This window comes from Ottowia sp. VDI28 (assembly GCF_049532675.1).
Lineage (GTDB): Bacteria > Pseudomonadota > Gammaproteobacteria > Burkholderiales > Burkholderiaceae_C > Ottowia.
In genome coordinates this window covers 3,531,426-3,557,919 of record NZ_CP149820.1, presented here as the reverse complement: position 1 = coordinate 3,557,919, position 26,494 = coordinate 3,531,426, and the positions used below count along the sequence as shown (strand labels likewise).

Annotated in this window: 23 protein-coding genes and 1 pseudogene; 12 read left to right on the top strand and 12 right to left on the bottom strand. The window is 62.3% G+C overall.

Features of this window, described 5'->3' with window-relative positions; all coding sequences use genetic code 11:
- Window positions 1-52 precede the first annotated feature (52 nt).
- From WJU18_RS16800 to WJU18_RS16790, 3 genes are read right to left on the bottom strand one after another with little or no spacing between them, the layout of a single operon-like run.
- Window positions 53-1,975 (bottom strand): molybdopterin biosynthesis protein, encoded by a 1,923-nt coding sequence (locus WJU18_RS16800; protein ID WP_423454076.1) that lies wholly within the window; start codon window positions 1,973-1,975, stop codon window positions 53-55.
- 5 nt (window positions 1,976-1,980) lie between these two features.
- Window positions 1,981-3,222, bottom strand: a complete 1,242-nt coding sequence (gene glp / locus WJU18_RS16795; RefSeq protein ID WP_423454074.1) for a gephyrin-like molybdotransferase Glp — start codon at window positions 3,220-3,222, stop codon at window positions 1,981-1,983.
- Window positions 3,223-3,260: 38 nt separating this feature from the next.
- Complete coding sequence (locus WJU18_RS16790; protein ID WP_423454072.1) at window positions 3,261-5,069, bottom strand: monovalent cation:proton antiporter-2 (CPA2) family protein; 1,809 nt, start codon at window positions 5,067-5,069, stop codon at window positions 3,261-3,263.
- Between the two features lie 273 nt (window positions 5,070-5,342).
- Here WJU18_RS16790 and WJU18_RS16785 point away from each other — a divergent pair, with 273 nt between their 5' ends.
- The 4 genes from WJU18_RS16785 (at window position 5,343) to WJU18_RS16770 (ending at window position 8,386) form a co-directional block, all read left to right on the top strand.
- On the top strand, window positions 5,343-5,636 hold the full coding sequence (locus WJU18_RS16785; protein WP_423461024.1) for an ArsR/SmtB family transcription factor: 294 nt from the start codon (window positions 5,343-5,345) through the stop codon (window positions 5,634-5,636).
- A complete protein-coding gene (locus WJU18_RS16780) occupies window positions 5,633-6,076 on the top strand; it encodes a YeeE/YedE family protein (RefSeq protein ID WP_423454070.1) in 444 nt (147 codons plus the stop codon). The genes WJU18_RS16785 and WJU18_RS16780 overlap by 4 nt, the downstream gene beginning before the upstream one ends.
- Before the next feature lie 31 nt (window positions 6,077-6,107).
- Window positions 6,108-6,527 carry a DUF6691 family protein gene (locus WJU18_RS16775; RefSeq protein ID WP_423454068.1) on the top strand — a complete coding sequence of 140 codons (420 nt, stop codon included), beginning with the start codon at window positions 6,108-6,110 and terminating at the stop codon, window positions 6,525-6,527.
- A gap of 146 nt (window positions 6,528-6,673) precedes the next feature.
- The gene (locus tag WJU18_RS16770) at window positions 6,674-8,386 is read left to right on the top strand and encodes a midcut-by-XrtH protein (RefSeq protein ID WP_423454066.1); all 1,713 of its coding nucleotides are present in this window, start codon (window positions 6,674-6,676) and stop codon (window positions 8,384-8,386) included.
- A 122-nt stretch (window positions 8,387-8,508) separates the two neighbouring features.
- On the opposite strand, the gene rpoZ is transcribed toward WJU18_RS16770, so the two are convergent.
- The 5 genes from rpoZ to WJU18_RS16745 all read right to left on the bottom strand — a co-directional run bounded on the left by rpoZ (window position 8,509) and on the right by WJU18_RS16745 (window position 11,382).
- Window positions 8,509-8,709, bottom strand: a complete 201-nt coding sequence (rpoZ, locus tag WJU18_RS16765; protein ID WP_423454064.1) for a DNA-directed RNA polymerase subunit omega — start codon at window positions 8,707-8,709, stop codon at window positions 8,509-8,511.
- 19 nt (window positions 8,710-8,728) lie between these two features.
- Window positions 8,729-9,349, bottom strand: coding sequence for a guanylate kinase (gene gmk / locus WJU18_RS16760; protein ID WP_423454062.1), 621 nt, complete (start codon window positions 9,347-9,349; stop codon window positions 8,729-8,731).
- 72 nt (window positions 9,350-9,421) lie between these two features.
- On the bottom strand, window positions 9,422-10,054 hold the full coding sequence (locus WJU18_RS16755) for a DUF938 domain-containing protein (protein WP_423454060.1): 633 nt from the start codon (window positions 10,052-10,054) through the stop codon (window positions 9,422-9,424).
- 12 nt (window positions 10,055-10,066) lie between these two features.
- Complete coding sequence (locus tag WJU18_RS16750; protein ID WP_423454058.1) at window positions 10,067-10,354, bottom strand: hypothetical protein; 288 nt, start codon at window positions 10,352-10,354, stop codon at window positions 10,067-10,069.
- On the bottom strand, window positions 10,351-11,382 hold the full coding sequence (locus WJU18_RS16745; RefSeq protein ID WP_423454056.1) for an LLM class flavin-dependent oxidoreductase: 1,032 nt from the start codon (window positions 11,380-11,382) through the stop codon (window positions 10,351-10,353). Before WJU18_RS16745 ends, WJU18_RS16750 begins: the two co-directional genes overlap by 4 nt.
- A gap of 102 nt (window positions 11,383-11,484) precedes the next feature.
- Between WJU18_RS16745 and WJU18_RS16740 the strand changes: the two genes are divergently transcribed.
- The 5 genes and pseudogenes from WJU18_RS16740 (at window position 11,485) to WJU18_RS16720 (ending at window position 18,994) form a co-directional block, all read left to right on the top strand.
- Entirely contained in the window at window positions 11,485-12,162 is a 678-nt protein-coding gene (locus tag WJU18_RS16740; RefSeq protein WP_423454054.1) for an alpha/beta hydrolase, read from the top strand.
- Between the two features lie 17 nt (window positions 12,163-12,179).
- Window positions 12,180-13,964 carry an ABC transporter ATP-binding protein gene (locus tag WJU18_RS16735; RefSeq protein WP_423454052.1) on the top strand — a complete coding sequence of 595 codons (1,785 nt, stop codon included), beginning with the start codon at window positions 12,180-12,182 and terminating at the stop codon, window positions 13,962-13,964.
- 158 nt (window positions 13,965-14,122) lie between these two features.
- The gene (locus WJU18_RS16730) at window positions 14,123-16,045 is read left to right on the top strand and encodes a PrkA family serine protein kinase (protein ID WP_423454050.1); all 1,923 of its coding nucleotides are present in this window, start codon (window positions 14,123-14,125) and stop codon (window positions 16,043-16,045) included.
- A 56-nt stretch (window positions 16,046-16,101) separates the two neighbouring features.
- A pseudogene (locus tag WJU18_RS16725) lies at window positions 16,102-17,372 on the top strand (YeaH/YhbH family protein).
- Window positions 17,369-18,994, top strand: coding sequence for a SpoVR family protein (locus WJU18_RS16720; RefSeq protein ID WP_423454048.1), 1,626 nt, complete (start codon window positions 17,369-17,371; stop codon window positions 18,992-18,994). Before WJU18_RS16725 ends, WJU18_RS16720 begins: the two are co-directional and overlap by 4 nt.
- Window positions 18,995-19,025: 31 nt before the next feature.
- On the opposite strand, the gene WJU18_RS16715 is transcribed toward WJU18_RS16720, so the two are convergent.
- From WJU18_RS16715 to WJU18_RS16705, 3 genes are read right to left on the bottom strand one after another with little or no spacing between them, the layout of a single operon-like run.
- On the bottom strand, window positions 19,026-19,853 hold the full coding sequence (locus WJU18_RS16715; protein WP_423454046.1) for an acyltransferase family protein: 828 nt from the start codon (window positions 19,851-19,853) through the stop codon (window positions 19,026-19,028).
- A complete protein-coding gene (locus tag WJU18_RS16710) occupies window positions 19,769-20,125 on the bottom strand; it encodes a hypothetical protein (RefSeq protein ID WP_423454044.1) in 357 nt (118 codons plus the stop codon). The genes WJU18_RS16715 and WJU18_RS16710 overlap by 85 nt, the downstream gene beginning before the upstream one ends.
- Before the next feature lie 42 nt (window positions 20,126-20,167).
- Window positions 20,168-21,022 (bottom strand): peptidoglycan DD-metalloendopeptidase family protein, encoded by an 855-nt coding sequence (locus WJU18_RS16705; protein WP_423454042.1) that lies wholly within the window; start codon window positions 21,020-21,022, stop codon window positions 20,168-20,170.
- Between the two features lie 179 nt (window positions 21,023-21,201).
- Here WJU18_RS16705 and WJU18_RS16700 point away from each other — a divergent pair, with 179 nt between their 5' ends.
- Entirely contained in the window at window positions 21,202-21,708 is a 507-nt protein-coding gene (locus tag WJU18_RS16700; protein WP_423454040.1) for a bacteriohemerythrin, read from the top strand.
- A 12-nt stretch (window positions 21,709-21,720) separates the two neighbouring features.
- Here the strand turns inward: WJU18_RS16700 and WJU18_RS16695 are convergent, their stop codons facing one another.
- The gene (locus tag WJU18_RS16695; protein ID WP_423454038.1) at window positions 21,721-23,169 is read right to left on the bottom strand and encodes a short-chain fatty acyl-CoA regulator family protein; all 1,449 of its coding nucleotides are present in this window, start codon (window positions 23,167-23,169) and stop codon (window positions 21,721-21,723) included.
- A 118-nt stretch (window positions 23,170-23,287) separates the two neighbouring features.
- Between WJU18_RS16695 and scpA the strand changes: the two genes are divergently transcribed.
- Window positions 23,288-25,432 (top strand): methylmalonyl-CoA mutase, encoded by a 2,145-nt coding sequence (scpA, locus tag WJU18_RS16690; RefSeq protein ID WP_423454036.1) that lies wholly within the window; start codon window positions 23,288-23,290, stop codon window positions 25,430-25,432.
- Between the two features lie 27 nt (window positions 25,433-25,459).
- Entirely contained in the window at window positions 25,460-26,458 is a 999-nt protein-coding gene (gene meaB / locus WJU18_RS16685) for a methylmalonyl Co-A mutase-associated GTPase MeaB (protein WP_423461023.1), read from the top strand.
- Window positions 26,459-26,494: the final 36 nt, after the last annotated feature.

Genomic DNA, 26,494 nt, shown 5'->3' with positions numbered 1-26,494 from the left:
GGTCATAAGTTGGAGGTGCCATAGGCCATAGGGCGCGTGCGAGGTGCGCACCCTAGATGTAGTCAGCAGCCGCCCTGAAACCCAGATCGCGAAGCGCTCGTTGCGCCTGTGGTGACCGCAGCAAGCGAATGAAGGCCTGTACAGGGGCGCGCTCCAACCGATGCTTGGGTATCACGAAATCGTAGTGTTCTTCCTGGACAGGAATGAAACCCAGCCCATATTGGCGGGCCACCGTGTCGATGGCCATGCCCCAGTCCGCGCGCTGCTGCGCTACGGCCACCGCCACGGCGTTGTGAGATTTGGTCTGCACGCCGTAGCCGGCTGGCTTCACACCGTCAAGCAGGCGGTCCAGAAGAATGCGCGTGCCACTGCCGGCGTTCCGGTTCACCATGGTGCAATTGGCGTCGGAGATGGCTGCCCCCATGGCCGAGCTTGCGTCGCGCCCCTCGAAGCGTACATCACCAGGCCGGAACACGAGGCCTTGCATGCGGCCGTAGCCGTAGATGAGCTCAAGGTCTGGTGTCAGCAGAGGGCGGTTGTATTCACCCGTGGCGGGGTCCATCAAGTGGATGCCGGCGATGTCGCATTCACCACGCCTGGCTGCCGTCAATCCGCCTGTGCTGCCCACGCTCATGGCCTTGATGCGCAAGCCCTGGCGGATCAACTCGCCCGAGAGCCAATCCAGGCCCACGCATTGGCTGCCGATCAGGATCAGATCGGCAGGGTCGAGCTCCTCACTGAGCAACTGCACTTGCACGGGAGCACCCGCATCGAGGATCTCCGTGTGCTGGCCAATCGTGATGAAGCCATCCGCACCGCTGAACGTAGTGACCGATCCCGAGCCTTTGCCCATGGGGTAGGCCACCAGGCCGCCATCGGTCGGCACCAAGCCGACCAGCAAGTATTCGGTGCGTCCGCGCTCGGAGTTCACCCGCATGGGAAGCGTGGCGGGAACCTGTGCACGTTGTTCGGGCGGCAGCCCCGCGAAGGCGCGGATCACGGGCGCAAGGAACTCGTGGAAGGTGAAGACGGCAGAGGTCGGAAAGCCCGGCAGGATCACCACCGGCTTGCCATCCGTGACCGCCAGGCACACCGGCTTGCCGGGCTTGAGCGCCACGCCGTGCGCGACGATGCCCGGATCCTTGAGTGCGGCGACTACCCTGTACGAGAGATCGCCTTCGCCTTTCGACGTGCCGCCGGAAAATACTACGGCATCACAGGAGAGTCCCTTCGCCAGCGCAGCGGAAAGGGCGGCCTCGTCGTCCGGGATGACTCCCAGGCGCACGGGCTCTCCACCCAGTTCCTCGACGGCGGCGCCGATGATGGCGGCGTTGGAGTCGTACACCGCGCCCGTAGGCAGCGGCGCGCCGGGCGCCACGATTTCATTGCCCGTCGAAAAGATCGCCACACGCGGCTTGCGCTGGACAATCACTTCGGCCAGGCCGAGAGCCGCGAGCACGCCGATCTCACGGGAGCTCAAGCGTTGGCCTGCGCGCATGACCGTTTCGCCCCTGGCGATGTCGGTACCCGCATAACTCACGTTCTCGCCCTCGGTGGCCGCACGGCGGATCTCCACCTGGCCGTTTCCGGCGTCGGTATGCTCGATCATCACCACGGCATCGGCTCCGCGCGGCAGCATGCCTCCTGTGGCGATGGCTGTGGCCATGCCCGCCGGGACTTCGTGGCGCGGCACGATGCCCGGCGCCAGTGTGTCGCCGGTCAGCGCGAGGGTGCGCACGGTTTCTTCCATGGCACCCCAGGTGTCCGCAGCCTGCACGGCAAAGCCGTCGACATTCGACCGGTCGAAGCCTGGCACATCAATGCTGGCCGTCACGTCCTCGGCCAGCACCCGGCCTAGGGCGGCATGCAGCGGAATAGTCTCGCTGCCCAGCGGAGCCAGGGTAAGGTGCTCCCTGAAGCGCTTCTCGGCTTCATCCCGCGTGACGACCTGGAGAAATTGAGATTGTGGTTTCACGAGCGTCACAGGCATTCGTAGAGGAAAACAGTCACTTCCGAACCAGGCCCGAACCCTTCGCTCTCGGCAGGTGCGATCACGAAACCGTCGGCCCGCGTAGTAGTGCTCAACATCGAAGCGCCGGACAAGGCCAGGGGCTCCACGCCTTCCGTGCCGAGTTTCACGCGCACGTAATCTACCCGGCCGACCTGAGAGACGATCTTGCGCGACACGACTGCGCGCAAGGGCCGATAAGGCCATTCGGCTGGTCTTCCGCCGAGGCGGCGAATGGCGCGTCCGGCAAAAAAATCGTAAGCGCAAAGGCAGGACACCGGGTTGCCTGGCAGCAGAAACACCAAGGCATGGCCGATGAGCCCCATGCCCGCCGGGCTGGAGGGCCGCATCGCGATGCCGTGAATAGCCAGTTCGCCTAGTTTTTCCAGCAGGCGCGGTGCATGGTCTTCCGCGCCCACGCTGGAGCCGCCCGAGATCAGCACGACATCGGCCCCTGGTGCCGCCAGCGCCTGTTCAATGGCGTCCGGATGGTCACCCAGGCGCTGGTGCGATTCAATGATTCCGCCATCGCGCTCCACAAGGCCGCGCAAAGTCATTGAATTGGCATCGTAGATCTCGTAGGTCCCCTTGGGCGCACCAGGGGCACGAACCTCATTGCCGGTGACCAGAAGCCGCACGCGCGGCTTGCGCACCACAGTCAACTCGGCAATACCCAGCGAAGCCACCAAACCGGCATCCTGTGGCCGCAACCGGCGGCCGGCGGCCAGCGCCACACTGCCACAAGCGATGTCTTCGCCAACGCGGCCTACGTGCTGGCCGGGCGCCACCGCGTGCGTGATGGTCAACCGCCCACCTTGCTCGCTGGCGTACTCCGCAGGGACCACGGCATCCAGCTCTTTCGGTACTGGGGCTCCCGTCATGATGCGGATGGCAGCGCCTTGCGGTAACGAGCCGTCGAAAGGGCGTCCGGGCCACGCATGCCCCATGAGCGGAAATTCCAGAGGGCTGTAGTCGCCTGCCCCGGTGGTTTCGCCCCCACGCAGCGCATAGCCATCCATGGCCGCCCGATCAAACTCAGGGACTGCGATAGGCGCCACCACGTCGCCAACCAGAACCCGCCCGGAAGCTTCATCGACGGACACCGGTTCACCAGCCAGGGGCGGCGTGTGCGCATCCACCCAGGCAAGAGCGGTGGAGACCTCCGCGCGCTGCGAGAAGCCGCGCATGCGCACATCGGTCAACGCTTTTTTCATGAAGTGGCATTGCAGCCAGTATACGGGCCGATGCTGAACTAGATTCCGCTTTCCGCCGGCTGAGAGGAGGCCTCCGGCTTCGTATCATGGCGCGGCGGGTCGATGCGCTCGATATTGCCCAGCAGCAACGCACGTCCGGCAAAGGTGCCACCAGCGGTTTCCAGGGCGAAACGCTCTGTGTCCCGGCTGCGCACCTGGCTTTCCAGCTCCTTGGCTTCCTCGTCCGTGGCGCCCAGGGCCAATACCGCCTGACGCCCCATCTGCAAGGCCGATTCAAAGGTCTCGCGCACCACGTAGTCCGCATCCGCTTGGACCAATTCCAGCGCATGCTCGCGGTCGAACGCGCGCACGACCAGCTTGGCCTGCGGACACTCGTGCCGGGCGTTTTCGACGATGCGCGTGGCAGCCGCTTTGTCGTTCACGCAGACCAGAATGACGCCTACATGCTCCGCGCCGGCCGCGTGGAGCACGTCAGCGCGGGCGCCATCGCCAAAGTAGACCTTGAAGCCGTACAGCGCGGCATTGCGGATCACATCGGGGTCGTTGTCGATAATGGAGATCGTGGCCCCCTTGGCCAGCGGTCCCTGGCTGGCAATCTGCCCCACGCGGCCAAAGCCGATGATGAGAACGTTGCCTTGCAGGTCGTGCGGTTCCTCCACACCGTCCATTTGAATGGCTTCTGCGTGCGCGAAGCGCTTGTGCATCACCACCAGGAGCGGGGTGATAGCCATGGAAAGCACGATGATCGCGGTCATGTTGGCGCTGATCTCCGGGCTGATGACCTTGAGCTTGAGCGCCTCGGCGAAAAGCACGAAAGCGAATTCGCCGCCTTGAGCCATCAAGATGGCCCGGTCGAGGGCGTCGGCGTGGTTGCTTTTGGCGAGCCGAGCCACCAGATAGATGCACACCGACTTCGTGAGCATTAGCGCCACCACGCCAAGGCCGACAAGCTGCCAGTTGCGGGCCACCACTTCCAGGTTGAGGGACATGCCGACGCCCAGGAAGAACAGGCCCAACAGGAGTCCTCGGAACGGCTCCACGTCGGCTTCGAGCTGATGGCGAAAGGAGGACTCGGAGAGCAGGACGCCCGCGACGAACGCCCCCATTGCCATTGAGAGGCCGCCCACCTCCATCAGCAGCGCCGCTCCCAGTACAACCAGGAGCGCGGCAGCCGTCATGACTTCGCGCGCCTTGGCCTTGGCCAGAATGCGGAACATCGGGTTGAGCAGCCACAGTCCGGCGGCCACCAGGGCGCCCAGCGAGAGCAGGGCAATACCGATGCGCTGCCAAAGCGGGGAAGTGGACACGGGAGCGGCTTCGGCCGGGGCCAAGAAGGCCACGATCGCCAGCAGGGGCACGATCAGCAGGTCCTCGAACAGCAGGATGGAGACGATGCGCTGGCCGCGCGGCGCCAGTATGTCTCCGCGTTCGGACAGCGCCTGCATGACGATGGCAGTGGAGGTAAGCACGAAGCCCGCGCCGCTCACGAACGCCACTTCCCAGGAAAAGCCAAACGCCATGCCCACCATCGCGAGCAGGAAGGCGGACAGCACGACCTGCATGCTGCCGAGCCCGAAGATCTGGCCGCGCAGGCTCCACAAATGCGACGGCTTCATTTCCAGCCCGATGACGAAGAGGAACATCACCACGCCCAACTCGGCGACGTGGAGGATGGTCGCGGGGTCATCCACCAGGCCGAGGCCGTAGGGGCCTATGGCCAGTCCTCCTGCCAGGTACCCCAGGACCGAGCCTAGCCCAAGGCGCTTGAACAGCGGCACCGCCACTACCGCGGCGCCAAGGAGCGTGACCACTCCAATCAACTGGCCTGCATTGCCTTCGGCTGCCATCTTCTTTTTCCCTTTATTGATGATTTCTGACTTTACGGACAACCGCGCAACGCATGCCGGCCAGGAGGTCAGGGCGCGGCATCGAAGCCAGTATACGAGCCTGATTTTTCGTTATATTGAAAAACATAATATAAATATATATAATGAAGAAAATCATCTGTCATCTGATCTATATCCATGCCTTCGAACAAGCCCAGGTTCGACACGACCATCAAGACCAGCGCCATCGAACCTGAGCGCGGGACTGGAGCGCCGTCCCTGGATCTTCAAGCCATGCGGGCCCACGCGAGCGAGGCCGTCGGCATGCTCAAAGTGTTGGGCAACGAGGACCGGTTGATGCTGATGTGCCAACTATCGCAACAGGAACTCACTGTCGGCGAGTTGGAACAACTCGCGGGCATTGCCCAGCCCACCTTGTCGCAGCAACTGGGCATATTGCGCCGCGAAGGACTGGTCACCACTCGCCGCGAAGGCAAGTTCATCTGGTATCAGCTGGCGGATGGCCGCGCACTGCAGTTGATGCAGACCATTCACCGGCTGTTTTGCATTCCTGGAGAAAACACGTGACTATTGTCGAGACTGCGTTCACCCCTTGGGCTTCCTTGGCCGGCGGCGTACTGATTGGCGTGGCTGCGGCCATCATGGCGCTGCTTCTGGGGCGGGTGACCGGCATCAGCGGCATCGCGGGCGCTTTGTTGCAGGGCAGCACGTGGCGGCAGCCTGGCGCCTGGGGTTGGCGCCTGTTCTTTGTGATCGGGTTGGTGGCGGCACCTCTGCTGTGGCGGCTGGTCGCGCCGCTACCGCCCGTCACCATGCCCAGCAACCCGCTGGTACTGGGGGCGGCTGGATTGCTGGTTGGCTTTGGCACGCGTCTGGGTTCGGGATGCACCAGCGGCCACGGCGTGTGCGGACTATCGCGCTTGTCCTGGCGTTCGCTGGCCGCCACGCTGACGTTCATGGCCGTGGGTGCACTGACCGTATTCGTGGCGCGCCATGTGTTGGGTTGATATTTCGTATTGATTGGAAGGAGCACGCCTCATGCAATCCGCCATCGTTGCCGGGCTGGCCGGCTTGATTTTTGGTCTGGGCCTGATTCTTTCGGGCATGGGCAATCCTGCCAAGGTTCAGAACTTCCTGGATTTCTTCGGTGCGTGGGATCCGTCGCTGGGGCTCGTCATGGGCGGAGCCGTTGGCGTCGGGCTGCTGGCTTTTGGCTGGGCGAAGCGCCGCCGCACCGCGCTCCTGGGCGGCCCCATGCAGTTGCCCACCAACACCGCGATCGACCGCCGCTTGCTGACTGGCTCAGCCCTCTTTGGCGCTGGCTGGGGATTGGCTGGGTTTTGTCCTGGTCCTGCCCTGATGAGCCTGGCGACGCTGCGATCCGAGGTTTGGTTGTTTGTGGGGGCCATGCTGGCAGGAATGGTTCTGCAGCACCAATGGGCCAAACGCTTTCCATAAAGCCATAACGCAAAGTCAGGTCAAATACAAAGATTGCTTTTGATTGCAATTCCCCTTTTAGGCCTGTGTTTTAATAATAAATAAGTGAACATATGAAACTTGAGTAAATTCGTCTCCACATTGTGAGACCCTTCACAAGGGCATGTATGCAAGTGAGTGGTCATCGACGCGGCTGTCGCTCTTCAGTCCGTTCTGCTTTAGCTGTCGCACTTCTTCTGGGAGCGGTGGCTTCTCAAGCTCAGACTATTACAACGGTCCCGGTCTCCGTAGCGCCTGCCGTGATTGCGCCCGTGCCTATCAACGGCGTATGGACGATGTTGGGGCTGGGCCTTGCCTTGTTGGCAGCCGGGGCATGGCTGATCGGCACGGGCCGCGTCAAGCGGGCAGGGCAGACCATGCTTTGTCTGGTAGCGACAGCCTGCATGGCGGCAGCGCTGGGCTACAACCCGGTGGCAAGTGCGCAACAGCTTCTGTCGATGCTGTCATTCACGCAGCCCGGTGGCGAAACCTTGGATATTCCCATCGTCGCCACCCCTGCCAGCGGCATGCCTACGGCTTTCAACGCGGTGGAATTCAAGAACGCCAGCGGAAGCAAGCTCAAAATCTCGCAGCTTGTTCCTCCCGAAAGTCAGACGGCGTGTTTCCCCGCTGGCATCCCCTCCCCATTGCCAGGAGCCTCTGCGCCGGTGGGCGCAACAGCTTGCTCGGTCGATCTGGAACTGGAAAAAGACGCCGTTTGCGTCGTGGACGTCGCGACCATGTGTGCGCAGACGGTGAGCGCGCTCAGCATTTCTCCGGCCGTTGGCGCTTTCCTCGCCAATGGCGCGATCGACATCACCGTGACGGCCAATCCGTCGTCTTCTCAACCCGCGAGAAATGTGACGGCCATCATTCCAGGCAGCAGCGGTTTGATGGTTCAGTCGTCCACTTGCGCCGCCGCACTTGCGCCCGGTGCGTCATGCGTCATCACGCTCACAGGTTCCACGGCAGAAGGCCCTACAGTGGTGAGTATTGCGGGCGACAACACCAGTGCTGCCACCACCAGCGTGACAGTGAATTGGCCGGCGCCTGTTTTGTCGGCCACTTCGCCAGCTCTATGCAATTCAACGGGAGCGGGCGTACTGAAGCTGACGGGGTCATCACTGCTCCATGTCTCCGATGTACGCCTGAACGGTGCCGCGGCCCCCTCATTTACCGCACTCAGTGATTCCGAGGTAGTGGCCACGCTGCCTGCCGGTTGGACAGGCGGAAACGTCAGTATCACGTTGACTACGTCGGGCGGTACCAGTCAGCCGTTGGTCAAGCAATTCGACGTGCCTGTTGAACCGCAAAGTTGCGGGATAGATCCCGGATCCTCAAGGCCCGCGATGTTTTCCAAGATAGGCTTCACTCAGGTTACCGGCACTACGGCGGGATGCGTTTTATGCTCTGTCATGAACCCATCGCTATCCGTCGATGATGATGCGGAGACATATTCTCAGCTTTCAGTTCCTGTGGGACTTATTGGAGGCTCGGTATATCAGCATCTGATATTCAATCAGGCGCCGATGGGAACACGGCGAATTGGGGTGATTATTGGTGATGGCGACGGCCTGCCCATCGGTTCTGATTCAGGCAAGCTACAAAATATCAAGATCGCACTCATGAGCCAATGGAACGAGGTGGTTTACTCGACGATAGACACGGCCCAACTGCTGGATATTCCCGGCTTGCCTGCCGGAAGCACTCAGAAAATGTGGGTGATGGATATGCCGGCCAACCAGCTCATTGATCGAGTGGCAGTGACTCTTTTGGCGACGGGGGACGGCACCACATCATTGCAGGTATATGGCGGCGTCATCGAGCAAACTGTCCAATAAAGATGCTCAAGAATGGTGAAGGCCCACCAAAAACAACCCCCTGCCTGAAAAGACAGGGGATATCTTCAAAAAAGGAGCCACAGGGCTCCTTTTTGCGGGTTTTTTGAAGCAGTGCAGCGGCTTCAGGGCACCTTCTTGAGCATTTCCAGCCCAACTTTGCCGGCGGCGATTTCACGCAGTGCGGTCACGCCCGGCTTGTTACGCGTTTCGAGCTTGGGCGTATGGCCCTGGCTCAGCATGCGGGCACGGTAGGTGGCTGCCAGCACGAGCTGAAAGCGGTTAGGGATCTGCTCGAGGCAGTCTTCAACGGTGATGCGGGCCATCTTGGAGAACTCCGGAGGATCAAATGATGTTGAGAGCCTTGAACGTGTCGGCGCGCGCTCGCTTTTGAGCGCTGAACTTCAGGCGCTGCGCGTGAACAATGGCTTTGAGATCGAAAAGCGCGCGTTCAAATATCTCATTGATTATAACGAAATCGAAATGATTGGCCTGGGCCAGCTCTTCGCGGGCGTTGTTGAGCCGCAGTTCGATGACTTCCGGCGAGTCTTCTCCGCGCCGTTGCAGCCGGGCGCGCAGCTCTTCCAGGCTGGGAGGCAGTACGAACACCAGAATGGCGTTGGCGAAGAGGCGTTTGATCTGCAGGGCGCCTTGCCAATCGATTTCAAGCACGACGTCGCCGCCCGCGCTGATGCGCTGCTCGATTGTCTGGCGCGAGGTGCCGTAGCGGTTACCGTGCACATGTGCCCACTCCAGGAAGCCGCCAGCGGCGATCATGGCATCGAATTCGGGCTCGGCCACAAAAAAATATTCGCGGCCATGCTTTTCCTGCCCGCGCGGCGCGCGCGTGGTGTGCGAAACGGAAGGTGCCACGCCGGCATCGACCTCCATGAGCGCTTTGACCAGGCTTGATTTGCCCGTGCCACTGGGGGCGGCGACGACGAAGAGATTACCGGGGTAGTCCATGCAAGATAGGCGTTGGCAACAACAGGATCGCGAGTTCGGGATCGAGGCTCAGAACAGGGCAGGGCCAAAATTTTACCCGGTGCGCTGAAACACCAGCAGGAGGTTGTTGGCAGGCATCGCATGCCGTGCTGTCAAGGCCAGGTTGGCGGACGCGGCCTCGCGCTCGACGTCGGCTCGGCGGCGTATGCCCCAGGAGGGGTTGCGCGCGCGCAGATCGGCGTCGAAAGCCAGGTTGCCGGGCGCGGTGATGACGTCATCCTCCAGGTAGGGTCCGTAGGTGACGAGCATGCCGTTGGGAGCGAGATGCCGTGCGGCGCCTTGCATCAGCGCGCGGCAGGTGGGCCAAGGCGCGATATGAAGCATGTTGGCGCAGAAGATCAGGTCAAAGGCGGTGCCGAAGGCGCCGGTCTCCGACGGCCAATGCGTGTCCATCACGTCGAGCCGCAGGGGCGGGCGTACATTGCGAGCGCCGGCCGCATCGGCCCAATGGGTGATGGCGGCAAAACCGCTGCTTTTCACATCGGTCGGCTGCCATTGCCAGCCGGGCAGGGCGGCCGCGAAGCAGGCCGCGTGCTGGCCGGTGCCGCTAGCGATTTCCAGGGCATGGCCGCTTTCCGGCAGCAGCGCCTGCAGGACTTTCAGAATCGGCTCGCGGTTACGCTCAGCGGCCGGACTATGGGGGTACAGGGCGGGTGTCTCAGGCATGGTCGGAAGGTGTCATGTGCAGGGTGTTTCATCCATCGCATCGCCGGTGGCCGGACGGCACGGAGCCGAGGCCGGGCTGATGCGTTCACGCACGATGATGCCGCTGTTGTCGGCCTCTTCCGGATTGGAAGACATGGCGTCGATACCGGCGCCGACGGCCTTGCCGGTCAGGGTGACGCCGGTTGACACCACGGCGGCACCCACGGAAATCACCGCGCCCGCCGCCGCGCCGGCAACCGAGCAGCCCGCCAGCACCGCCAAGGCGCTCGAGGCTGCAACAAGCCTGGTCAGGCCATTCATGCGGTGGCCGTTTTCGGCACCGGTTCGCTGTTGCGCACAGCCATGGCGATATCGAGCGCGCGCAGGCGCAAGGCGGGGTCATAGACGTCGCAGACGAGCATCATTTCGTCGCAGCCCGTCTGTTCCGCCAGAGATTCAAACCCGGCGCGCACGGTTTCGGGGCCGCCCACCACGGCACAGGCCATGAAATCGGCAATGCCGGCCCTTTCCTGAGGGCCAAGGCGTTCCACGAACCCTTCTACCGGCGCAGGCAGCTTGCCGCGTGCGCCACGCAGAATGCCCAGCACACGCTGGAACACGCTGCTCGCAAGATATGAGGCCTCCTCATCTGTGGGCGCGGCCACCAAGGGCACGCCGATGATGACGTAGGGCTTGGGGCATTGCGCCGAAGGCTTGAAGTTGCGCCGATACATGTCAACGGCTTGCAGCAGCAGCGCCGGGGCAAAATGCGACGCGAACGCATAAGGCAGACCCCGTTCGGCCGCGAGTTGCGCGGAGAACAGGCTGGAGCCCAGCAGCCAGATCGGCACGCGCGTGCCGGCGCCGGGGTTGGCCACCAGCTTCTGGCCGGGCGAGGGTTCGTCCAGCAGATGCTGCAGTTCAGCCACATCGCGGGGGAAATCGTCGACGGTTTCCACCCGGTCGCGCCGCAGCGCGCGCATGGTCATCGGATCGGTGCCGGGGGCGCGCCCCAGGCCCAGATCGATGCGGCCGGGATACAGCTCCGCCAGGGTGCCGAAGGCCTCGGCAACCACCAGCGGGGCATGGTTGGGCAGCATCACGCCGCCCGAACCGACCCGGATGGTCTTCGTGCCGCCCGCGATATGGCCGATCAGCACCGCCGTGGCCGAGGACGCGATACCCATCATGTTGTGGTGCTCGGCGAGCCAATAGCGCGTAAAACCCAGGCGTTCGGCGTGCTGGGCAGTTCTAAGCCCGATCGCCAGCGCTTCGGCTACCGTGCCACCTTCGCGCACGGCCACCAGATCGAGCATGGAGAAGGGGATGTCTTTCAGGAGCTTGGTCATGCGCGGATTTTGCGGGGAATGGCAGATTTTGTCTGTGACGCGCCCAAGTACCTGTATTCAGTTTGTACCATTGGGGTTGCTCACTGATCTTTCATCCGCCCCATGACCAACACTGCTCCCTTGCACGCTCTCGAATTCGAAACCGGCCCCGAGCCACGGGCCTCCGTGGTTCTCATGCATGGTCTGGGCGCCGACGGAAGCGATTTCGCGCCCTTCGTCAGCGAAATCGACCTCCGCGGCGTAGGTCCGGTGCGATGGGTGTTTCCGAATGCGCCGCAGATTCCGGTCACCATCAATGGCGGCTATGTCATGCCGGCCTGGTACGACATTTTTCCCGAACGCAGCCACGAGGACGAAGCCGGCCTGAGGAGGTCGCAGGCGGCGATCGAGGCGGTGCTGGCGCGTGAAAAAGCCAGGGGCGTTCTGGCTGGGCGCATCGTGCTCGCGGGCTTTTCCCAGGGGTGCGCCATGGCACTGCTGACCGGCTTGCGCCATGCCGAGCGGCTGGCGGGCATTGCCGGCCTCTCAGGTTATTTGCCCCTGGCGGGCAGGTTGGCTGGCGAGCGCAGCAGCGCCAACGCCGATGTACCGGTCTTTCTGGCCCATGGCCGTCAGGATGAGGTGGTGGTGCCGCCGCGCGCCATGGCTTCCCGCGATGCGCTTCAGGCCCTGGGCTATCCAGTTGAATGGCACGACTACCCCATGCCTCATTCTGTTTGCGCCCAGGAGGTGAGTGATCTGAATCGCTGGCTGCTGAAAGTGCTGGCGCCGCAAGGCTGAAGCTACTCCCTGGCCTGATGCGGACGCTCTGGAAATACCTCAGACCTCAATGGCGGCTGGCCGGACTGGCCTTGTTGCTGGCCGGCATCAGCCAGATCCTGGCCCTGGTCGATCCCATCATTTTCGGCAAACTGGTCGACGAGTACGCCAACCAGAAGGGGATCAAGCCCGACGATGAACTGGTGCGCGGCGCGCTGGGCTTGCTGGCGCTGGCCGTCGCGGTGGCGGTGGCTTCCCGCGCCGCACGGGCGCTGCAGGAATATGCCACGCGCATGGTGGTACAGCGCTTTGGCACGCAGATCTTCAACGATGGGCTGCGCCAGACCATGCGCCTGAATTTCCAGGAGTATGAGGATGCCCGATCGGGGGAAACCCTGTCTTTGCTCTTGCGCGTGCGCCAGGACACCGAGCGCTTCATCAACTCCTTCATCAACGTGCTGTATGCCTCGGTGGTGGGGCTTGCGTTTTTGCTGTGGTATGCCGTGACCAAGAGCTGGCTGCTGGTGCCGGTATTCCTGGTGGGTTTGCTGGTGCTGGGCGGCTTGAGCGGCCTGCTGAGCCGGCAGATTCGCAGCCAGCAGCGCTCCATCAACCGCGAGACGACGAAAAACGCGGGGTTCATCACTGAATCGCTGCGCAATGTGGCCCTCATCAAGAGCCTGGGGCTGACCTACCGCGAAATCCGGCGTATGCAGGCCGAAACCGAGAAGATCTTCGCGCTCGAAATGGCCAAGGTCAAGCGCATCCGCTGGCTGAGTTTCCTGCAGGGCTCCACGCTGAGCCTGCTGAAGCTTTCGGTGCTGTTTACCCTGCTGTGGCTGATTTTCCGGGATGTTTTGTCCACGGGCGAGCTGATCGCCATGCAGTTCATTTCAGTGGCCATCCTGGCGCCGCTGCAGGAGTTGGGCACCATCATCCTCGCCTGGCGCGAGGCCAGTTCGTCTCTCAGCAACTTCGAGTCATTGATGACCAAGCCCGTGGAGCGCCGCCCGCCCGACGCCGTGCAGCTTGGGCCGGTCGAGTCCCTGCGCTTCGAACAGGTGGTGTTCCGCCACCGCGGGGCCCGGGAGAACTCCATCGACGGCGTCGGTTTCAGTGCCCGGCAGGGCGACACCATTGCCTTCGTGGGCCCCTCGGGCTCTGGCAAATCTACTCTGGTCAAGCTGCTGTTGGGGTTGTACAGGCCTGATGAGGGCGCGGTGCTGTTCAATGAAATCGATGCGCGCCGCATCCGCTATAACGAAGCACGCCGCCAGGTCGGCTACGTGACGCAGGAGACCACGCTTTTTGCCGGCACCGTGCGCGAGAACATGCAGTTCGTGCGGCCCGAGGCGACCGACGAGCAGATCATGCAGGCGCTGGATCAAGCGAGGGCCGCGCCGCTGATCGAGCGCCTGCCGCAAGGGCTCGATACGCTGATTGGCGAATCCGGCTACAAGCTTTCCGGCGGCGAGCGCCAACGCCTTTCGATCGCCCGTGCCTTGCTGCGTGAGCCGCGCTTGCTTATCTTCGATGAAGCGACCTCGGCGCTCGATTCGCTGACGGAGCAGAAGGTGACCGAAACCGTGCGCGCGGTATCGCACAGCCGCTCGCGGATCAGCATCCTGATCGCGCACCGCCTTTCGACCATTTTGCATGCCGACATCATTCACGTGCTGGAGCGCGGCCGCATTGTCGAAAGCGGCACCCATGAGGAACTCGTGGGGCAAAAAGGCCTCTACTACGCCATGTGGCGTCAGCAGATTGGCGAGCGCGAAAGCATTGCTGATTCGCTGGCCGAAGATGATAAACATCAAGACTGAGTAAACCGAGAAATTCTTCCTGCGTTTGTGGGTTTATAGGAATTTGTAGGACAGACGATATGTTCAAAGTTAGTGTAAGGTGCTACAACGAAACCACTCGGTAACGAATGCCCGGCAACTTTGCGGCGCTGTTTCTTGGGTGCCGCCATGGAGGTTATATGGATGTCATCAGCAACTCTGCTGCACGCTATGTTCGCTTTCGTGAAGAGGAAATGTCGATCGACGACTACCTCGCGCTGTGCCAACGTGATCCGATGGTCTACGAGAGTGCCGCGCAGCGCATGCTGGCGGCCATAGGCGAACCCGAAATGGTGGATACGCGCAACGACCCGCACCTGTCGCGCCTGTTCGCCAACAAGGTCATCCGGCGGTATCCGGCCTTTGCCGAGTTCTACGGCATGGAAGACGCCATCGAGCAGGTCGTGAGTTTTTTCCGGCATGCGGCGCAGGCGCTGGAAGAGCGCAAACAGATCTTGTATCTGTTGGGACCGGTGGGCGGCGGCAAGAGTTCGATCGCCGAGCGCCTGAAATACCTGATGCAGAAGGTGCCGTTCTATGCCCTCAAGGGCTCGCCGGTGAACGAATCTCCCCTGGGCCTGTTCGACAGTGCGGAAGATGGCCCGATATTGGAAGAGCAGTTCGGCATCCCGAGGCGCTGCCTGCAGCATGTGCTCTCGCCCTGGGCGGTGAAGCGCCTGGAAGAGTATGGCGGCGACATCCGCCAGTTCCGAGTGGTCAAGCGCTATCCCAGCATCCTCAAGCAAATCGGCATCGCCAAGACCGAGCCGGGCGACGAGAACAACCAGGACATCTCCAGCCTGGTGGGCAAGGTGGACATTCGCAAGCTGGAGAACTTTGCCCAGGATGATACCGACGCCTACAGCTATTCGGGCGGCCTGTGCCTGGCCAACCAGGGCGTCCTGGAGTTCGTGGAAATGTTCAAGGCGCCCATCAAGGTGCTGCATCCGCTGCTGACCGCCACGCAGGAGAGCAACTACAAGGGCACGGAAGGCTTTGGCGCCATTCCGTTCGATGGACTGGTACTGGCGCACAGCAACGAGAGCGAATGGAAGGCTTTCCGGAACAACCGCAACAACGAGGCCTTCCTGGACCGGATCTACATCGTCAAGGTGCCTTATTGCCTGCGTGTGTCGGAAGAAGTGAAGATCTACGAGAAGCTGATCCGCGAATCCTCGCTGGCCAAGGCCGTATGCGCGCCAGGCACGCTCAAGATGATGGCCCAGTTCGCGGTGCTCACGCGGCTGAAAGAGCCGGAAAACTCCAGCATCTTCAGCAAGATGCAGGTCTATGATGGCGAGAGCCTCAAGGACACCGACCCGCGCGCCAAGAGCTATCAGGAGTACCGCGACTACGCCGGCGTGGACGAAGGCATGTCGGGTATTTCCACCCGCTTTGCCTTCAAGATCCTCTCGAAGGTCTTCAACTACGACAGCACCGAAGTGGCGGCCAACCCGGTCCACCTGATGTATGTGCTGGAGCAGCAGATCGAGCGCGAGCAGTTCCCGGCAGAGCTGGAGACCAAGTACACCGGCTACATCAAGGAGTACCTGTCGCCACACTACGCGGAGTTCATCGGCAAGGAAATCCAGACGGCCTACCTGGAGAGCTATAGCGAGTATGGCCAGAACATCTTCGACCGCTACGTCACGTATGCGGATTACTGGATCCAGGACAGCGAATACCGCGACAACGATACCGGCGAAGTGTTTGACCGCAATGCGCTGAATGCAGAGCTGGAAAAGATCGAAAAACCCGCGGGCATTGCCAATCCCAAGGATTTCCGCAACGAGGTGGTCAACTTCGTGTTGCGCGCGCGCGCCAACAACCAAGGGAAAAACCCGAGCTGGACCAGCTATGAGAAGCTTCGCCTCGTCATCGAGAAGAAGATGTTCTCCAACACCGAGGAGCTGCTGCCCGTGATCAGCTTCAATGCCAAGGCCAACGCCGAGGACGCGCGCAAGCACGAGGATTTCGTGGCCCGCATGGAGTCCAAGGGGTATACGCCCAAGCAGGTGCGCCTGCTGTGCGAATGGTATCTGCGCGTACGCAAAAGCAGCTGATACAGCCAGCAGCCGAACGGCGCGCCGGCTAGCGCGGGCCATGCACAGAGGTATAGATGGCATTGCAAATCATCGACCGCAGGCTCGCTGGCAAGAACAAGTCGGTGGGCAACCGCGAGCGCTTCCTACGCCGCTACAAGGATCAGATCGCCGAAGCTGTACGGCGTGCCGTGGCCAAGCGCGACATCCGCCACATGGAGCAGGCCGAGAACATCACCATTCCCCGCAAGGACATCCGCGAACCCATGTTCGGCCATGGCCAGGGCGGTGTGCGCGACACCGTTCATCCGGGCAACAGCGAACATATACGCGGCGACCGCATTCCCAAGCCGCAGGGCGGCGCCGGGGAGGTTCAGGCTCTCAGGCCAGCGACAGCGGAGAAGGGGAGGACGACTTCACCTTCACGCTGTCCAAGGAAGAGTTCATGGAGCTTTTCTTTGAGGATCTGGCTTTGCCCCGCCTGCTGCGTACCCATATTGCCAGCGCGCTCCAGTACAAGATGCGCCGAGCCGGCTACAGCCATGACGGCACGCCGCACAATCTGGCGGTGGTCCGTACCATGCGGGGGGCACTGGGCCGGCGTATTGCGCTGACCAAGGCGCCGCACCATGAGCTGAAGGCCCTGCAGGAAAAACTCGACGATCTGCTGGCCCAGGACGATGGCACCAGCGAGGCCGTGGCTGAATTGCAACGGTACATTGATGCACTGAAGGCGCGCATCGACAAGGTGGCCTTCCTCGATCCCATCGATCTGCGTTTTCGCAACCGCACCAAGGTGCCGGAGCCCAGCAGCCAGGCGGTGATGTTCTGCGTGATGGATGTATCCGGTTCCATGGATCAGCACCGCAAGGATCTGGCCAAGCGTTTTTTCATCCTGCTCTACCTGTTCCTTACCCGGCACTACGAAAAGATCGACATCGTTTTCATCCGCCACCATACCCAGGCATCCGAAGTCAACGAAGACGAGTTCTTTCACTCACAGGAAAGCGGTGGCACGGTGGTCAGCAGCGCGCTGGTGCTGCTCGATCAGATCATCAATGCACGCTACCCCGCGGGTGATTGGAATATCTATGTGGCGCAGGCGAGCGACGGCGACAACTTCAGCGACGACAGCGTCAACTGCCGCAACTTGCTGGTCGACAAAATCCTGCCGCTGGCGCGCTACTTCGCCTATGTCCAGGTGGCGCAGGAAGAGCAGAATTTGTGGGAAGAATACAGCCAACTGACGCCTCTGTTCCCTCACTTTGCCATGCGCAAGGTGTCCGAACCGGGTGAGATCTATCCTGTGTTCCGTGATCTGTTCAAGAAGGAGGGGGTGTCCGTATGAATCTCTCCCAGTATCCTGTGTTGGCGCGCCGCCAAGGTTCTCATTCCTGGAGGCCACCCGCTCAGAGCGAACGCACGCCGCATGTTCCCACCACCCCGCTGCCCGCCGGCAAGCGGCCGGCCAACCCGTTGCCGGACTCCAGCGATTGGACTTTCGAGCTGATCGAGCGCTACCACTCGGCGATTGCCGCCACGGCCGAGCGCTTCGGCCTCGACACCTATCCCAACCAACTGGAGGTGATTTCGGCCGAGCAGATGATGGATGCCTATGCCAGCGTGGGCATGCCTGTGGGCTACCGGCACTGGAGCTACGGCAAGGAGTACCTGGCGACCGAGCGGCGCTACCGGCGTGGCCACATGGGCCTGGCGTATGAGATCGTCATCAATTCGAATCCCTGCATCAGCTATCTGATGGAGGAGAACACCACCGCCATGCAAGCGCTGGTGATTGCGCATGCAGCGTACGGGCACAACAGCTTCTTCAAGAACAACTACCTGTTCGGCATGTGGACGGATGCCGGCGCCATCATCGACTACCTGATCTATGCCCGGGATTTCATCGCGCAGTGCGAGGAACGGCACGGGCTGGACACCGTGGAACAATGGCTGGATTCCTGCCATGCCCTGTCCAACCTGGGGGTTGATCGATACCGCCGCCCGTCCAAGAAAAGCCTGGCCCGCGAACGTGCCGAGCGCGAGCAGCGGGAAGCTTACGCCCAACAACAGGTGAACGAGCTGTGGCGGACCCTTCCGGCGCGCCCGGGCAAGGACAATGCCACGCCGGAAATCGGACGCTTTCCGAAGGAGCCGGAAGAGAACATCCTGTATTTCATCGAAAAGAACGCTCCTTTGCTGGAGCCCTGGCAGCGCGAAATCGTGCGTATCGTGCGCAAGATTGCCCAATACTTCTATCCTCAGCGCCAGACACAGGTCATGAACGAAGGCTGGGCGACGTTCTGGCACTACACGCTGCTGAACACCATGTACGACGAAGGCTGGTTGACCGATGGCGTCATGATGGAGTGGCTTTCATCGCACACCAACGTTATCTACCAACCGCCAGCCGGGCACCGGGCCTACAGCGGCATCAATCCCTACGCGTTGGGATTCGCCATGTACCGCGATATCCGGCGCATCTGCCAGGCGCCCACCGAGGAAGACCGTCGCTGGTTTCCGGACATGGCAGGCACCCCTTGGCTGCCGGCTTTGCATCATGCCATGCAGAATTTCAAGGACGAGAGCTTCATCGGCCAGTTCCTCAGCCCGCAACTGATGCGCGACATGCGGCTCTTTGCGATCCACGACGATGCCAGGGAGCGCGAGCTGCTGGTCAGCGCCATCCACGACGAAGAGGGTTACCGCACCCTTCGCCAGACCTTGTCGCAGCAGTACGACCTGGGCGTGCGGGAACCCAACATCCAGGTCTGGAACGTGAATCTGCGCGGTGACCGTTGCCTCACGTTGCGCCATACCCAATACCGGGGGCGCCCCCTGGCCGACGATGCGCTGGAGGTGCTCAAGCATGTGGCGCGCCTGTGGGGCTTCGGCGTGCAGCTGGAAAGCGTCTCAGGCGACGGCGAAACACCGATCCTTCTGCACTCTGTGCCGCCTCCCACGATCTGAGAGGATCCCAAAAGCAGGAAAGCCAGGCGGGTCAGGTGGCGGCGTGCTTGGCGTGCGCTCCCTGCGCATTCTTTTCCGTCCGCAGCCAGAGGCCATGCGCTTCCACCGCGTACCACAGCACCCAGCCGCAGGCCAGGCTCAGGGCCCAACTGGCTACCAGCCCTGCGGCATGAGCCGGCACATTGGTGGGCCACAGCTGCATGACCAGTGCATTGACCGCCATGCTGACCGGATAGTGCAGCAGGAAGACGGCATACGATACTTTCGCCAGCCACTGCATCAAGGGGTTGAGCCGTGAGCGCGCCAAGGTCCAGCGGTACGGCTGCCAAAGCAATATCAGTGCAGTCAGCCCCGCCAGCGCGATGCGGTCACGCCACTCCAGCGCCAAGGCCGCGGCCAGCAGCAGGCCGACCAGGGCGGTGGCTCCGACCTTTCCGCCCGGCATCGACGTGCTGTTCGCGCCCCAGGCGGTCAGCACGCCGAGCGCGTAGGCCCCAAAGAAGTAAGGCGCCCAGATGTCTCCGCTGCTGTCCAGGTTGAACACGCATAGTGACGCCAGTGCCGTGCCCACTAACAGCGCCAGGGACCAGAGTTTGTGGGCATTTTTTGTCGTCAGCGCGGCGAGCAATGCCAGCAAGGCAAACAGCTGCAAATCCATCGCCACATACCAGACGCCGGCACTGAGCGCAGGCTGCTCGAGCACATCCTGCAGCATCAGGGCATGCGCCAGCGCTTGAGGCAATGTCGGCGCCGCGGGGGTGTCCGCGTCGCTCATCAGAGCGCGTGCCAGCGCCGCGCAAAGCATGGCCGCCAGCATCGCCACAAGATAGGGGGCGCCAGCCGCTGGTACCGCTGCCACACACGCTGCGGCCAGGCTTGCAGCGTCACGCGCGGGGCATCAGGCTGCGGCCAGAGGCTGCGCGCGGCCAGAAAACCCGCGATGACCAGAAAGACCTGCACGGCCATCAGCGCGCGCGTATTGAGCCAGTGCAGCAGATCCGGCGCGACGCGTTCGACCTGGGGAGCCAGCGGCCCGTAGTGCACCAGATGGTGCCACACGATGAGTTGCGAGGCGCCTGCCTTGCCCCAGGAGATCCAGGGCAGGGGGGCTGGGCGGGAGGGGAGACGCATAAGACAAAAAACCGAAGTGGCCAGGGGCCTGTTCAACCTGATTTATTCCAGAAACAAGGCCGGATCGACCATGGCCCGGTTGAGGCTGATCGACCAATGCAGATGAGGCCCGGTCACGCGGCCGGTGGCGCCCACGGCGCCCACACGCTGTCCGGTGGCGACCTTGTCGCCGGGTTGTACGTCGATGCGGCTCAAATGGCACATCATGCTGAGCAGGCCGCCTCCATGGTCGAGCCAGACCGTGTGGCCGTTGAAAAAATAGTCACCCGTGTCGATCACGGCGGCGGGCAGGGGAGATATGACTGGCGTACCGGTGGGCGCCGCGATGTCCATGCCGCTGTGCGGATTGCGCGGCTTGCCATTGAAGATGCGGCGCAGCCCGAACGAGCTGCTGCGGCGGCCCGGCACTGGTTGGCGCATTTTGAACTCGGTGGGCAATGATTCACTGAACGTGGCAATCACACCGGCCTGGTGCGTGCGCTCTCGTTCATAGCGCTTCAGATCTTCGGGAGAAAGATCTACCGTACGCGGCGCCACTTTCAGGCGCTGCTCGCTGTAGCGCTTGCTGCCAATCACATATTCCGTCTTGCGGGACGCTCCGGCATCATGCACTTCGATGCTCGCCTGTCCAGGTTCGGCGGAGAGGGGGATGCCTACGAGCGCGGTCCAGACAATAGGGTCGCCGACGACCAGCAGCGGCACGCCACCCGCGGTGGCGCGAGGGCGTTGCGCGGCAGGGCCCAGATCGATCCTGGCCACGCCGCCGGGGACAGCCGACGCGTGCGGCCAGACCTGCGGATCAGCGGCGAATGCCGCCCGAGGCAGGCCTAAAGCCATCCCCGCCAGCAAGGTAAGGCGGCGCGCATGATCGGGTACGGACTCAAGAGGGAATTTCATCTGAAGGCTGGCGTCAAGCTGGCGCGGGGAATCTTCGATCTTATGACCGTTGTGTAAATCTCGCTTTCATCCAGCCGTATCTCCTCGTATCTCATTGGCTTGATATGAGTCAAAACGCCGTTCCTGTTGCAGCTTGATACTTCGGCTCACTCAATATCCAGGCAATAGCGGCAGGCATCATGGGCATTCTTCATTGGGTTCCAGAGTTGGACACGGGCATCGCGGAGATCGATGTCCAGCACAAACGGATCGTGGACTACATCAATAGGCTCCATGAGCTGAAAGACACGCATGACCGCGACGTGCTGGGCGACGTGATTGCCGAAACCGTGGACTACACCATCTCTCATTTCGCCTTTGAAGAAAGCATGCTTGAGAACGCCGGCTACATGTTTGCCGGCCCGCACAAGAAGGTGCATGAGCTTTTCACACGCAAGGTGGCCGAGATGCAAAGCCGTTTCGATAGCGGCGAAGACGTCACCAATGAGCTGCATGGCATGCTCTCGCGCTGGCTGTTCAACCACATCCGCAACGAGGACCACGGCTACATCGACTCGGTGAACGCCTATCTGCGCATGGTGACCCACCGGCGCGACGTCGAAAAGGAGCGGATGAGGGCCGAGGTGCTCCGGGAATTGAGCGGACAGAAGAAGCGAGGCTGGCTGGCGCGCCTGTTCAGTGCCTGATCGTCTCCTGGTTCATGCGGGCGCATACGGCGCGAACCGCCGTGCGTTCGGGTCGATGCTTAGGGGCCGTCCGAGCGCGGGGAAGGCGCGTTGCACGCAGTTTTCGCGGTCGCATACCTTGCAGCCGGAGCCGATCGGCACGGCGCGCTCAGGAGCATCCAGTCCAAGTCCATCCCCGTAGACCAACCGGTGGGCATGACGTGCATCACATCCCAGCGCCACCGAGAAAATGCGCCGCGGGGTGCCGTAACCGCCACGCCGGTGCTCCACCGTGCGGGCAATCCACAGATAAGTGCGCTCATCCGGCATCCGGGCCAGTTGGGTCAGGATCTTGCCCGGCTGAGAGAACGCGTCGTACACGTTCCAGAGTGGGCAGGTGCCGCCCGTACGCGAAAAATGGAAGTCGACCGACGATTGGCGCTTGGACATGTTGCCGGCCCGGTCCACCCTCACAAAAAAGAACGGAATGCTGTGCAGCGAAGCGTGGCGCATGGTCGAGAGGCGGTGCCCCACGGTCTCGAACCCCACGCCAAAGCGCTCTCCCAGCAGATCGATGTCGTAGCGCAACTCATCGGCGGTCTCCTGAAACAGCCGGTTCGGCAGCAGCAGCGCACCTGCGAAGTGATTGGCGAAGCCAATGCGGGCCAGGGCGCGGGCTTCGCCGCTGCCGAAATTGGCTGCATTGGTGAAGCCGTCGATGGTCGGTTCTGACTCCAGCAGCGCGAGCTGAATACCCAGCTGAAACGCTTGCTGGCCGGCGCTCAGGCCCGCCGCCAGGCGCAACTGGTGGCTTCTGCGCTCGAGCAGGCGCAGGGGCTGCTCGATCGCGGGCGAACCAGGGTCTCGCCGCACGAGAATGCCATGGTGGGTGCGTAGCCTGAGCTCCAGCGCTGTCACCAGTTGAGCCGCGTGCGACGCATACGGCTCGACGTCTTCCAGTTGCAACTGCAAATAGAGCTGCTCGGCTTGCTCATCCAGCAGGGCCAGGTGCTGATGGCCTGCGTAAAAGAACTCGCGCACTTCCTCATAGGGCTGCACCGGTGCGGAGGGGCTATGCGCTGCGTCGTCGTTGCCGGTGTTTTCGGCGATCACCGACAGGCGATCCTCCGCCGCGCGAATGCGCTTGTGCATGTTCAACAGAACGTGCGTGGCCGCGGGCAACTGCTGCGCCAGGATGCGGGTCTCGGCCAACGGTACCTTGTCGCCATCGGGCATGTCGGCCAGGGCGCTGCGCAACTGGCCCAATTGCCGCGCTTGCGAATCTTCCGAAAACTGCTGAAGATCTATGCCGAAGGCCGCCTGCAGCCGCAGCAGCACATTGACCGTGAGCGGCCGCTGGTTGTTTTCGATCTGGTTCAGATAACTGGGCGAGACTTTCAGCGCCTGCGCCAGCGCCGCCTGAGTCAGGCCGCGCTGCTCCCGCAGCGTCTTGAGGTGTGCACCCATGAAAGCTTTGCTCATGTTTGCAAACATCGCAAATTTACATGCGCAATCCGCATAAATCTTTCTCCTATCGGTTGCGAATGTTCGCTGTTTTTGCGAAGATTGTAAATATAGATACGACAGGGACCCCCACATCATGGCTTTCGATTTCGGAGATCTGCAGCGCTGGCGCCTCGCGGCCAGCAAGTCGGCCCCTCAGGGCAATCTGGAGAATTTGAACTGGAGCACGCCTGACGGCATTACCGTCAAGCCGCTCTATACCGCCGAGGATGTGAAGGACCTCCCGTACGCCAATACGCTGCCGGGCTTCGAGCCGTTCCTGCGCGGCCCCCAGGCCACCATGTACGCGGTGCGGCCCTGGACCATCCGCCAGTACGCAGGTTTCTCCACCGCCGAGGAAAGCAACGCCTTCTACCGCAAGGCGCTGGCCGCCGGGGGGCAGGGCGTCAGCGTGGCGTTCGATCTGGCCACCCACCGCGGCTATGACAGCGATCACCCGCGCGTGACGGGCGACGTGGGCAAGGCCGGCGTGGCGATCGACAGCGTGGAAGACATGAAAATCCTGTTCGACGGCATTCCGCTGGACAAGGTCAGCGTGTCGATGACCATGAACGGTGCCGTGCTGCCCATCCTGGCGGGCTATGTGGTGGCGGCCGAAGAGCAGGGTGTTCCGCAGGACAAGCTCGCGGGGACGATCCAGAACGACATCCTCAAGGAGTTCATGGTTCGCAACACCTACATCTATCCGCCCGAGCCCAGCATGCGGGTCATTGGCGACATCATCGAGTACACGGCGCAGCACATGCCCAAGTTCAACTCGATCTCCATCTCCGGCTACCACATGCAGGAAGCCGGCGCCAACCAGGCGCTGGAAATGGCTTTCACCCTGGCGGATGGCAAGGAGTACGTGAAGACCGCGCTCGCCAAAGGCATGGATGTCGATGCCTTCGCCGGCCGGCTTTCGTTTTTCTGGGCGGTGGGCATGAATTTCTACCTGGAAATCGCCAAGATGCGCGCCGCGCGCCTGCTGTGGTGCCGCATCATGAAGGAGTTCAACCCCAAGAACCCCAAGAGTCTCATGCTGCGCACGCACAGCCAGACCAGCGGCTGGAGCCTCACTGAGCAAGACCCCTACAACAACGTCGTGCGCACCACCATTGAGGCCATGGCGGCGGTGTTCGGCGGCACCCAGTCGCTGCACACCAACAGCTTCGACGAAGCCATTGCGCTGCCCACCGAGTTTTCTGCCCGCATCGCGCGCAACACGCAGCTCATCATCCAGGAAGAAACGCACATCACCAACGTGGTTGACCCCTGGGCCGGCAGCTACATGATGGAAAAGCTCACCCAGGACATGGCCGATGCCGCCTGGGCCATCATCGAGGAAGTCGACGCCATGGGCGGCATGACCAAGGCCGTGGATTCCGGTTGGGCCAAGCTCAAGATCGAGGCTGCCGCCGCCGAGAAGCAGGCGCGCATCGATTCAGGCAAGGATGTGATCGTCGGCGTCAACAAATACAAGCTGGCCAAGGAAGACCCGATCGAGATCCTGGAGGTAGACAACGTGAAGGTTCGCGAGGCACAGATCGCGCGCCTGAATGCCACCAAGCAAAAGCGCGATGCGGCCCGTGTACAGCAAGCGCTGGAAACCATCACCCAAATCGCTGAAACCGGTCAAGGCAACCTGATGGCCGCCGCCATCGATGCCATCCGCGCCCGTGCCACTGTGGGAGAGGTTTCCGACGCCATGGAAAAAATCTTTGGGCGCCACCGCGCCGATACGCAGAAAGTGACCGGCGTGTACGCCGCGGCCTACGACAGTGCCGAAGGCTGGGACAAGCTCAAGCAGGAAATCGGCGATTTCGCCGAGGCTGAAGGCCGCCGTCCGCGCGTGATGATCGCCAAGCTGGGTCAGGACGGACATGACCGCGGTGCCAAGGTAGTGGCCACCGCCTTCGCCGACCTGGGTTTCGACGTGGATATCGGCAGCCTGTTCCAGACACCCGAAGAGTGCGCCCGCCAAGCCATCGAGAACGACGTGCACGCCGTGGGCGTCAGCACCTTGGCGGCTGGCCACAAGACACTGGTGCCCGCCATCATCAACGAGCTGAAGAAGCAGGGCGCCGACGACATCATCGTCTTCGTCGGTGGCGTGATTCCCCGGCAGGACTACGATTTTCTTTACGAATCCGGCGTGAAGGGCATCTATGGCCCCGGCACCCCCATCCCCGCCAGCGCGAAGGACGTGCTGGAACAGATCCGCGAAGCGAGCAAGGCGTGAGGGGCGTGCCGAAGGGAGAAGGGCGTGATTGACGCCATCCTTCACGGTAGCGCGCTTGCTCAGCGCCGGGCCATTGCCAAGGCCATCACTCTGCTCGAATCCACCCGCGCCGACCATCGCGCGCAGGGTGATGAGTTGCTCACTGCATTGTTGCCGCATACGGGCAAGGCCCTGCGGCTGGGCATCAGCGGCGTGCCGGGCGTGGGCAAAAGCACCTTCATTGAATCGCTGGGGGTGTACCTGCTCGAGCGCGGCCATCGCGTAGCAGTGCTGACGATTGACCCTTCTTCGACCATATCAGGCGGCTCCATTCTGGGCGACAAGACGCGCATGGAGCGCCTGTCGCTGATGGAGAACGCCTATATCCGTCCCAGCCCCAGTAGCGGCACTCTGGGCGGCGTTGCCGAGAAAACCCGCGAAGCCATGCTGGTGTGCGAAGCCGCCGGCTACGACGTGGTGCTGGTCGAGACCGTGGGGGTGGGCCAGAGCGAGACGGCCGTGAGTGGCATGACCGACATGTTCGTGCTGCTTCAACTGCCCAACGCCGGCGACGACCTGCAGGCCATCAAGAAGGGCGTGATGGAGTTGGCAGATCTGGTGGTCATCAACAAGGCCGATATCGACCCCGCCGCCGCCACGCGCGCGAGGGCGCAGATCCAATCCGCATTGCGGCTGTTCGGCATGCATGGCAATCCGGAGCACGCCCAGCACGATACGCAGCTCTGGCATCCGCGCGTGATCCAGATCAGCGGCCTCAAAGGGCAGGGGCTCGATGAATTCTGGCAGTCCGTGACCGATTTCAAGACTCTGCAAACCGCGAACGGCCATCTCGCCCAGCGCCGCCAGCAGCAGGCTCTGGCATGGATGTGGGAGCGCATCAATGCCGGGCTGAAGGCGGCTTTCCGCCAGCACCCTGGCGTGCGGGAAGCATTGCCCATTACGACTCAGGCGGTGGCGCAGGGCCAACTGGCCCCCTCAACCGCCGCGCGCCGTCTGCTGGAACTGGCTACGTCCAACCCGGCCTGAACGATCCATACCGAAAACCACAGGAAGTTAACTGCA

Excerpts from the sequence above, each read along its gene's own strand:
- glp (WP_423454074.1), bottom strand. The coding sequence starts at position 3,222 with ATGAAAAAAGCGTTGACCGATGTGCGCATGCGCGGCTTCTCGCAGCGC.
- WJU18_RS16755 (WP_423454060.1), bottom strand. The coding sequence starts at position 10,054 with ATGCCTGAGACACCCGCCCTGTACCCCCATAGTCCGGCCGCTGAGCGT.
- WJU18_RS16695 (WP_423454038.1), bottom strand. The coding sequence starts at position 23,169 with ATGAGCAAAGCTTTCATGGGTGCACACCTCAAGACGCTGCGGGAGCAG.
- WJU18_RS16745 (WP_423454056.1), bottom strand. The coding sequence starts at position 11,382 with ATGACCAAGCTCCTGAAAGACATCCCCTTCTCCATGCTCGATCTGGTG.
- WJU18_RS16775 (WP_423454068.1), top strand. The coding sequence starts at position 6,108 with ATGCAATCCGCCATCGTTGCCGGGCTGGCCGGCTTGATTTTTGGTCTG.
- WJU18_RS16735 (WP_423454052.1), top strand. The coding sequence starts at position 12,180 with ATGCGGACGCTCTGGAAATACCTCAGACCTCAATGGCGGCTGGCCGGA.
- WJU18_RS16770 (WP_423454066.1), top strand. The coding sequence starts at position 6,674 with ATGCAAGTGAGTGGTCATCGACGCGGCTGTCGCTCTTCAGTCCGTTCT.
- scpA (WP_423454036.1), top strand. The coding sequence starts at position 23,288 with ATGGCTTTCGATTTCGGAGATCTGCAGCGCTGGCGCCTCGCGGCCAGC.
- WJU18_RS16710 (WP_423454044.1), bottom strand. The coding sequence starts at position 20,125 with ATGCGTCTCCCCTCCCGCCCAGCCCCCCTGCCCTGGATCTCCTGGGGC.
- WJU18_RS16720 (WP_423454048.1), top strand. The coding sequence starts at position 17,369 with ATGAATCTCTCCCAGTATCCTGTGTTGGCGCGCCGCCAAGGTTCTCAT.
- WJU18_RS16705 (WP_423454042.1), bottom strand. The coding sequence starts at position 21,022 with ATGAAATTCCCTCTTGAGTCCGTACCCGATCATGCGCGCCGCCTTACC.
- gmk (WP_423454062.1), bottom strand. The coding sequence starts at position 9,349 with ATGGACTACCCCGGTAATCTCTTCGTCGTCGCCGCCCCCAGTGGCACG.
- WJU18_RS16700 (WP_423454040.1), top strand. The coding sequence starts at position 21,202 with ATGGGCATTCTTCATTGGGTTCCAGAGTTGGACACGGGCATCGCGGAG.
- WJU18_RS16785 (WP_423461024.1), top strand. The coding sequence starts at position 5,343 with ATGCGGGCCCACGCGAGCGAGGCCGTCGGCATGCTCAAAGTGTTGGGC.
- WJU18_RS16790 (WP_423454072.1), bottom strand. The coding sequence starts at position 5,069 with ATGGCAGCCGAAGGCAATGCAGGCCAGTTGATTGGAGTGGTCACGCTC.
- WJU18_RS16740 (WP_423454054.1), top strand. The coding sequence starts at position 11,485 with ATGACCAACACTGCTCCCTTGCACGCTCTCGAATTCGAAACCGGCCCC.
- rpoZ (WP_423454064.1), bottom strand. The coding sequence starts at position 8,709 with ATGGCCCGCATCACCGTTGAAGACTGCCTCGAGCAGATCCCTAACCGC.
- WJU18_RS16750 (WP_423454058.1), bottom strand. The coding sequence starts at position 10,354 with ATGAATGGCCTGACCAGGCTTGTTGCAGCCTCGAGCGCCTTGGCGGTG.
- WJU18_RS16730 (WP_423454050.1), top strand. The coding sequence starts at position 14,123 with ATGGATGTCATCAGCAACTCTGCTGCACGCTATGTTCGCTTTCGTGAA.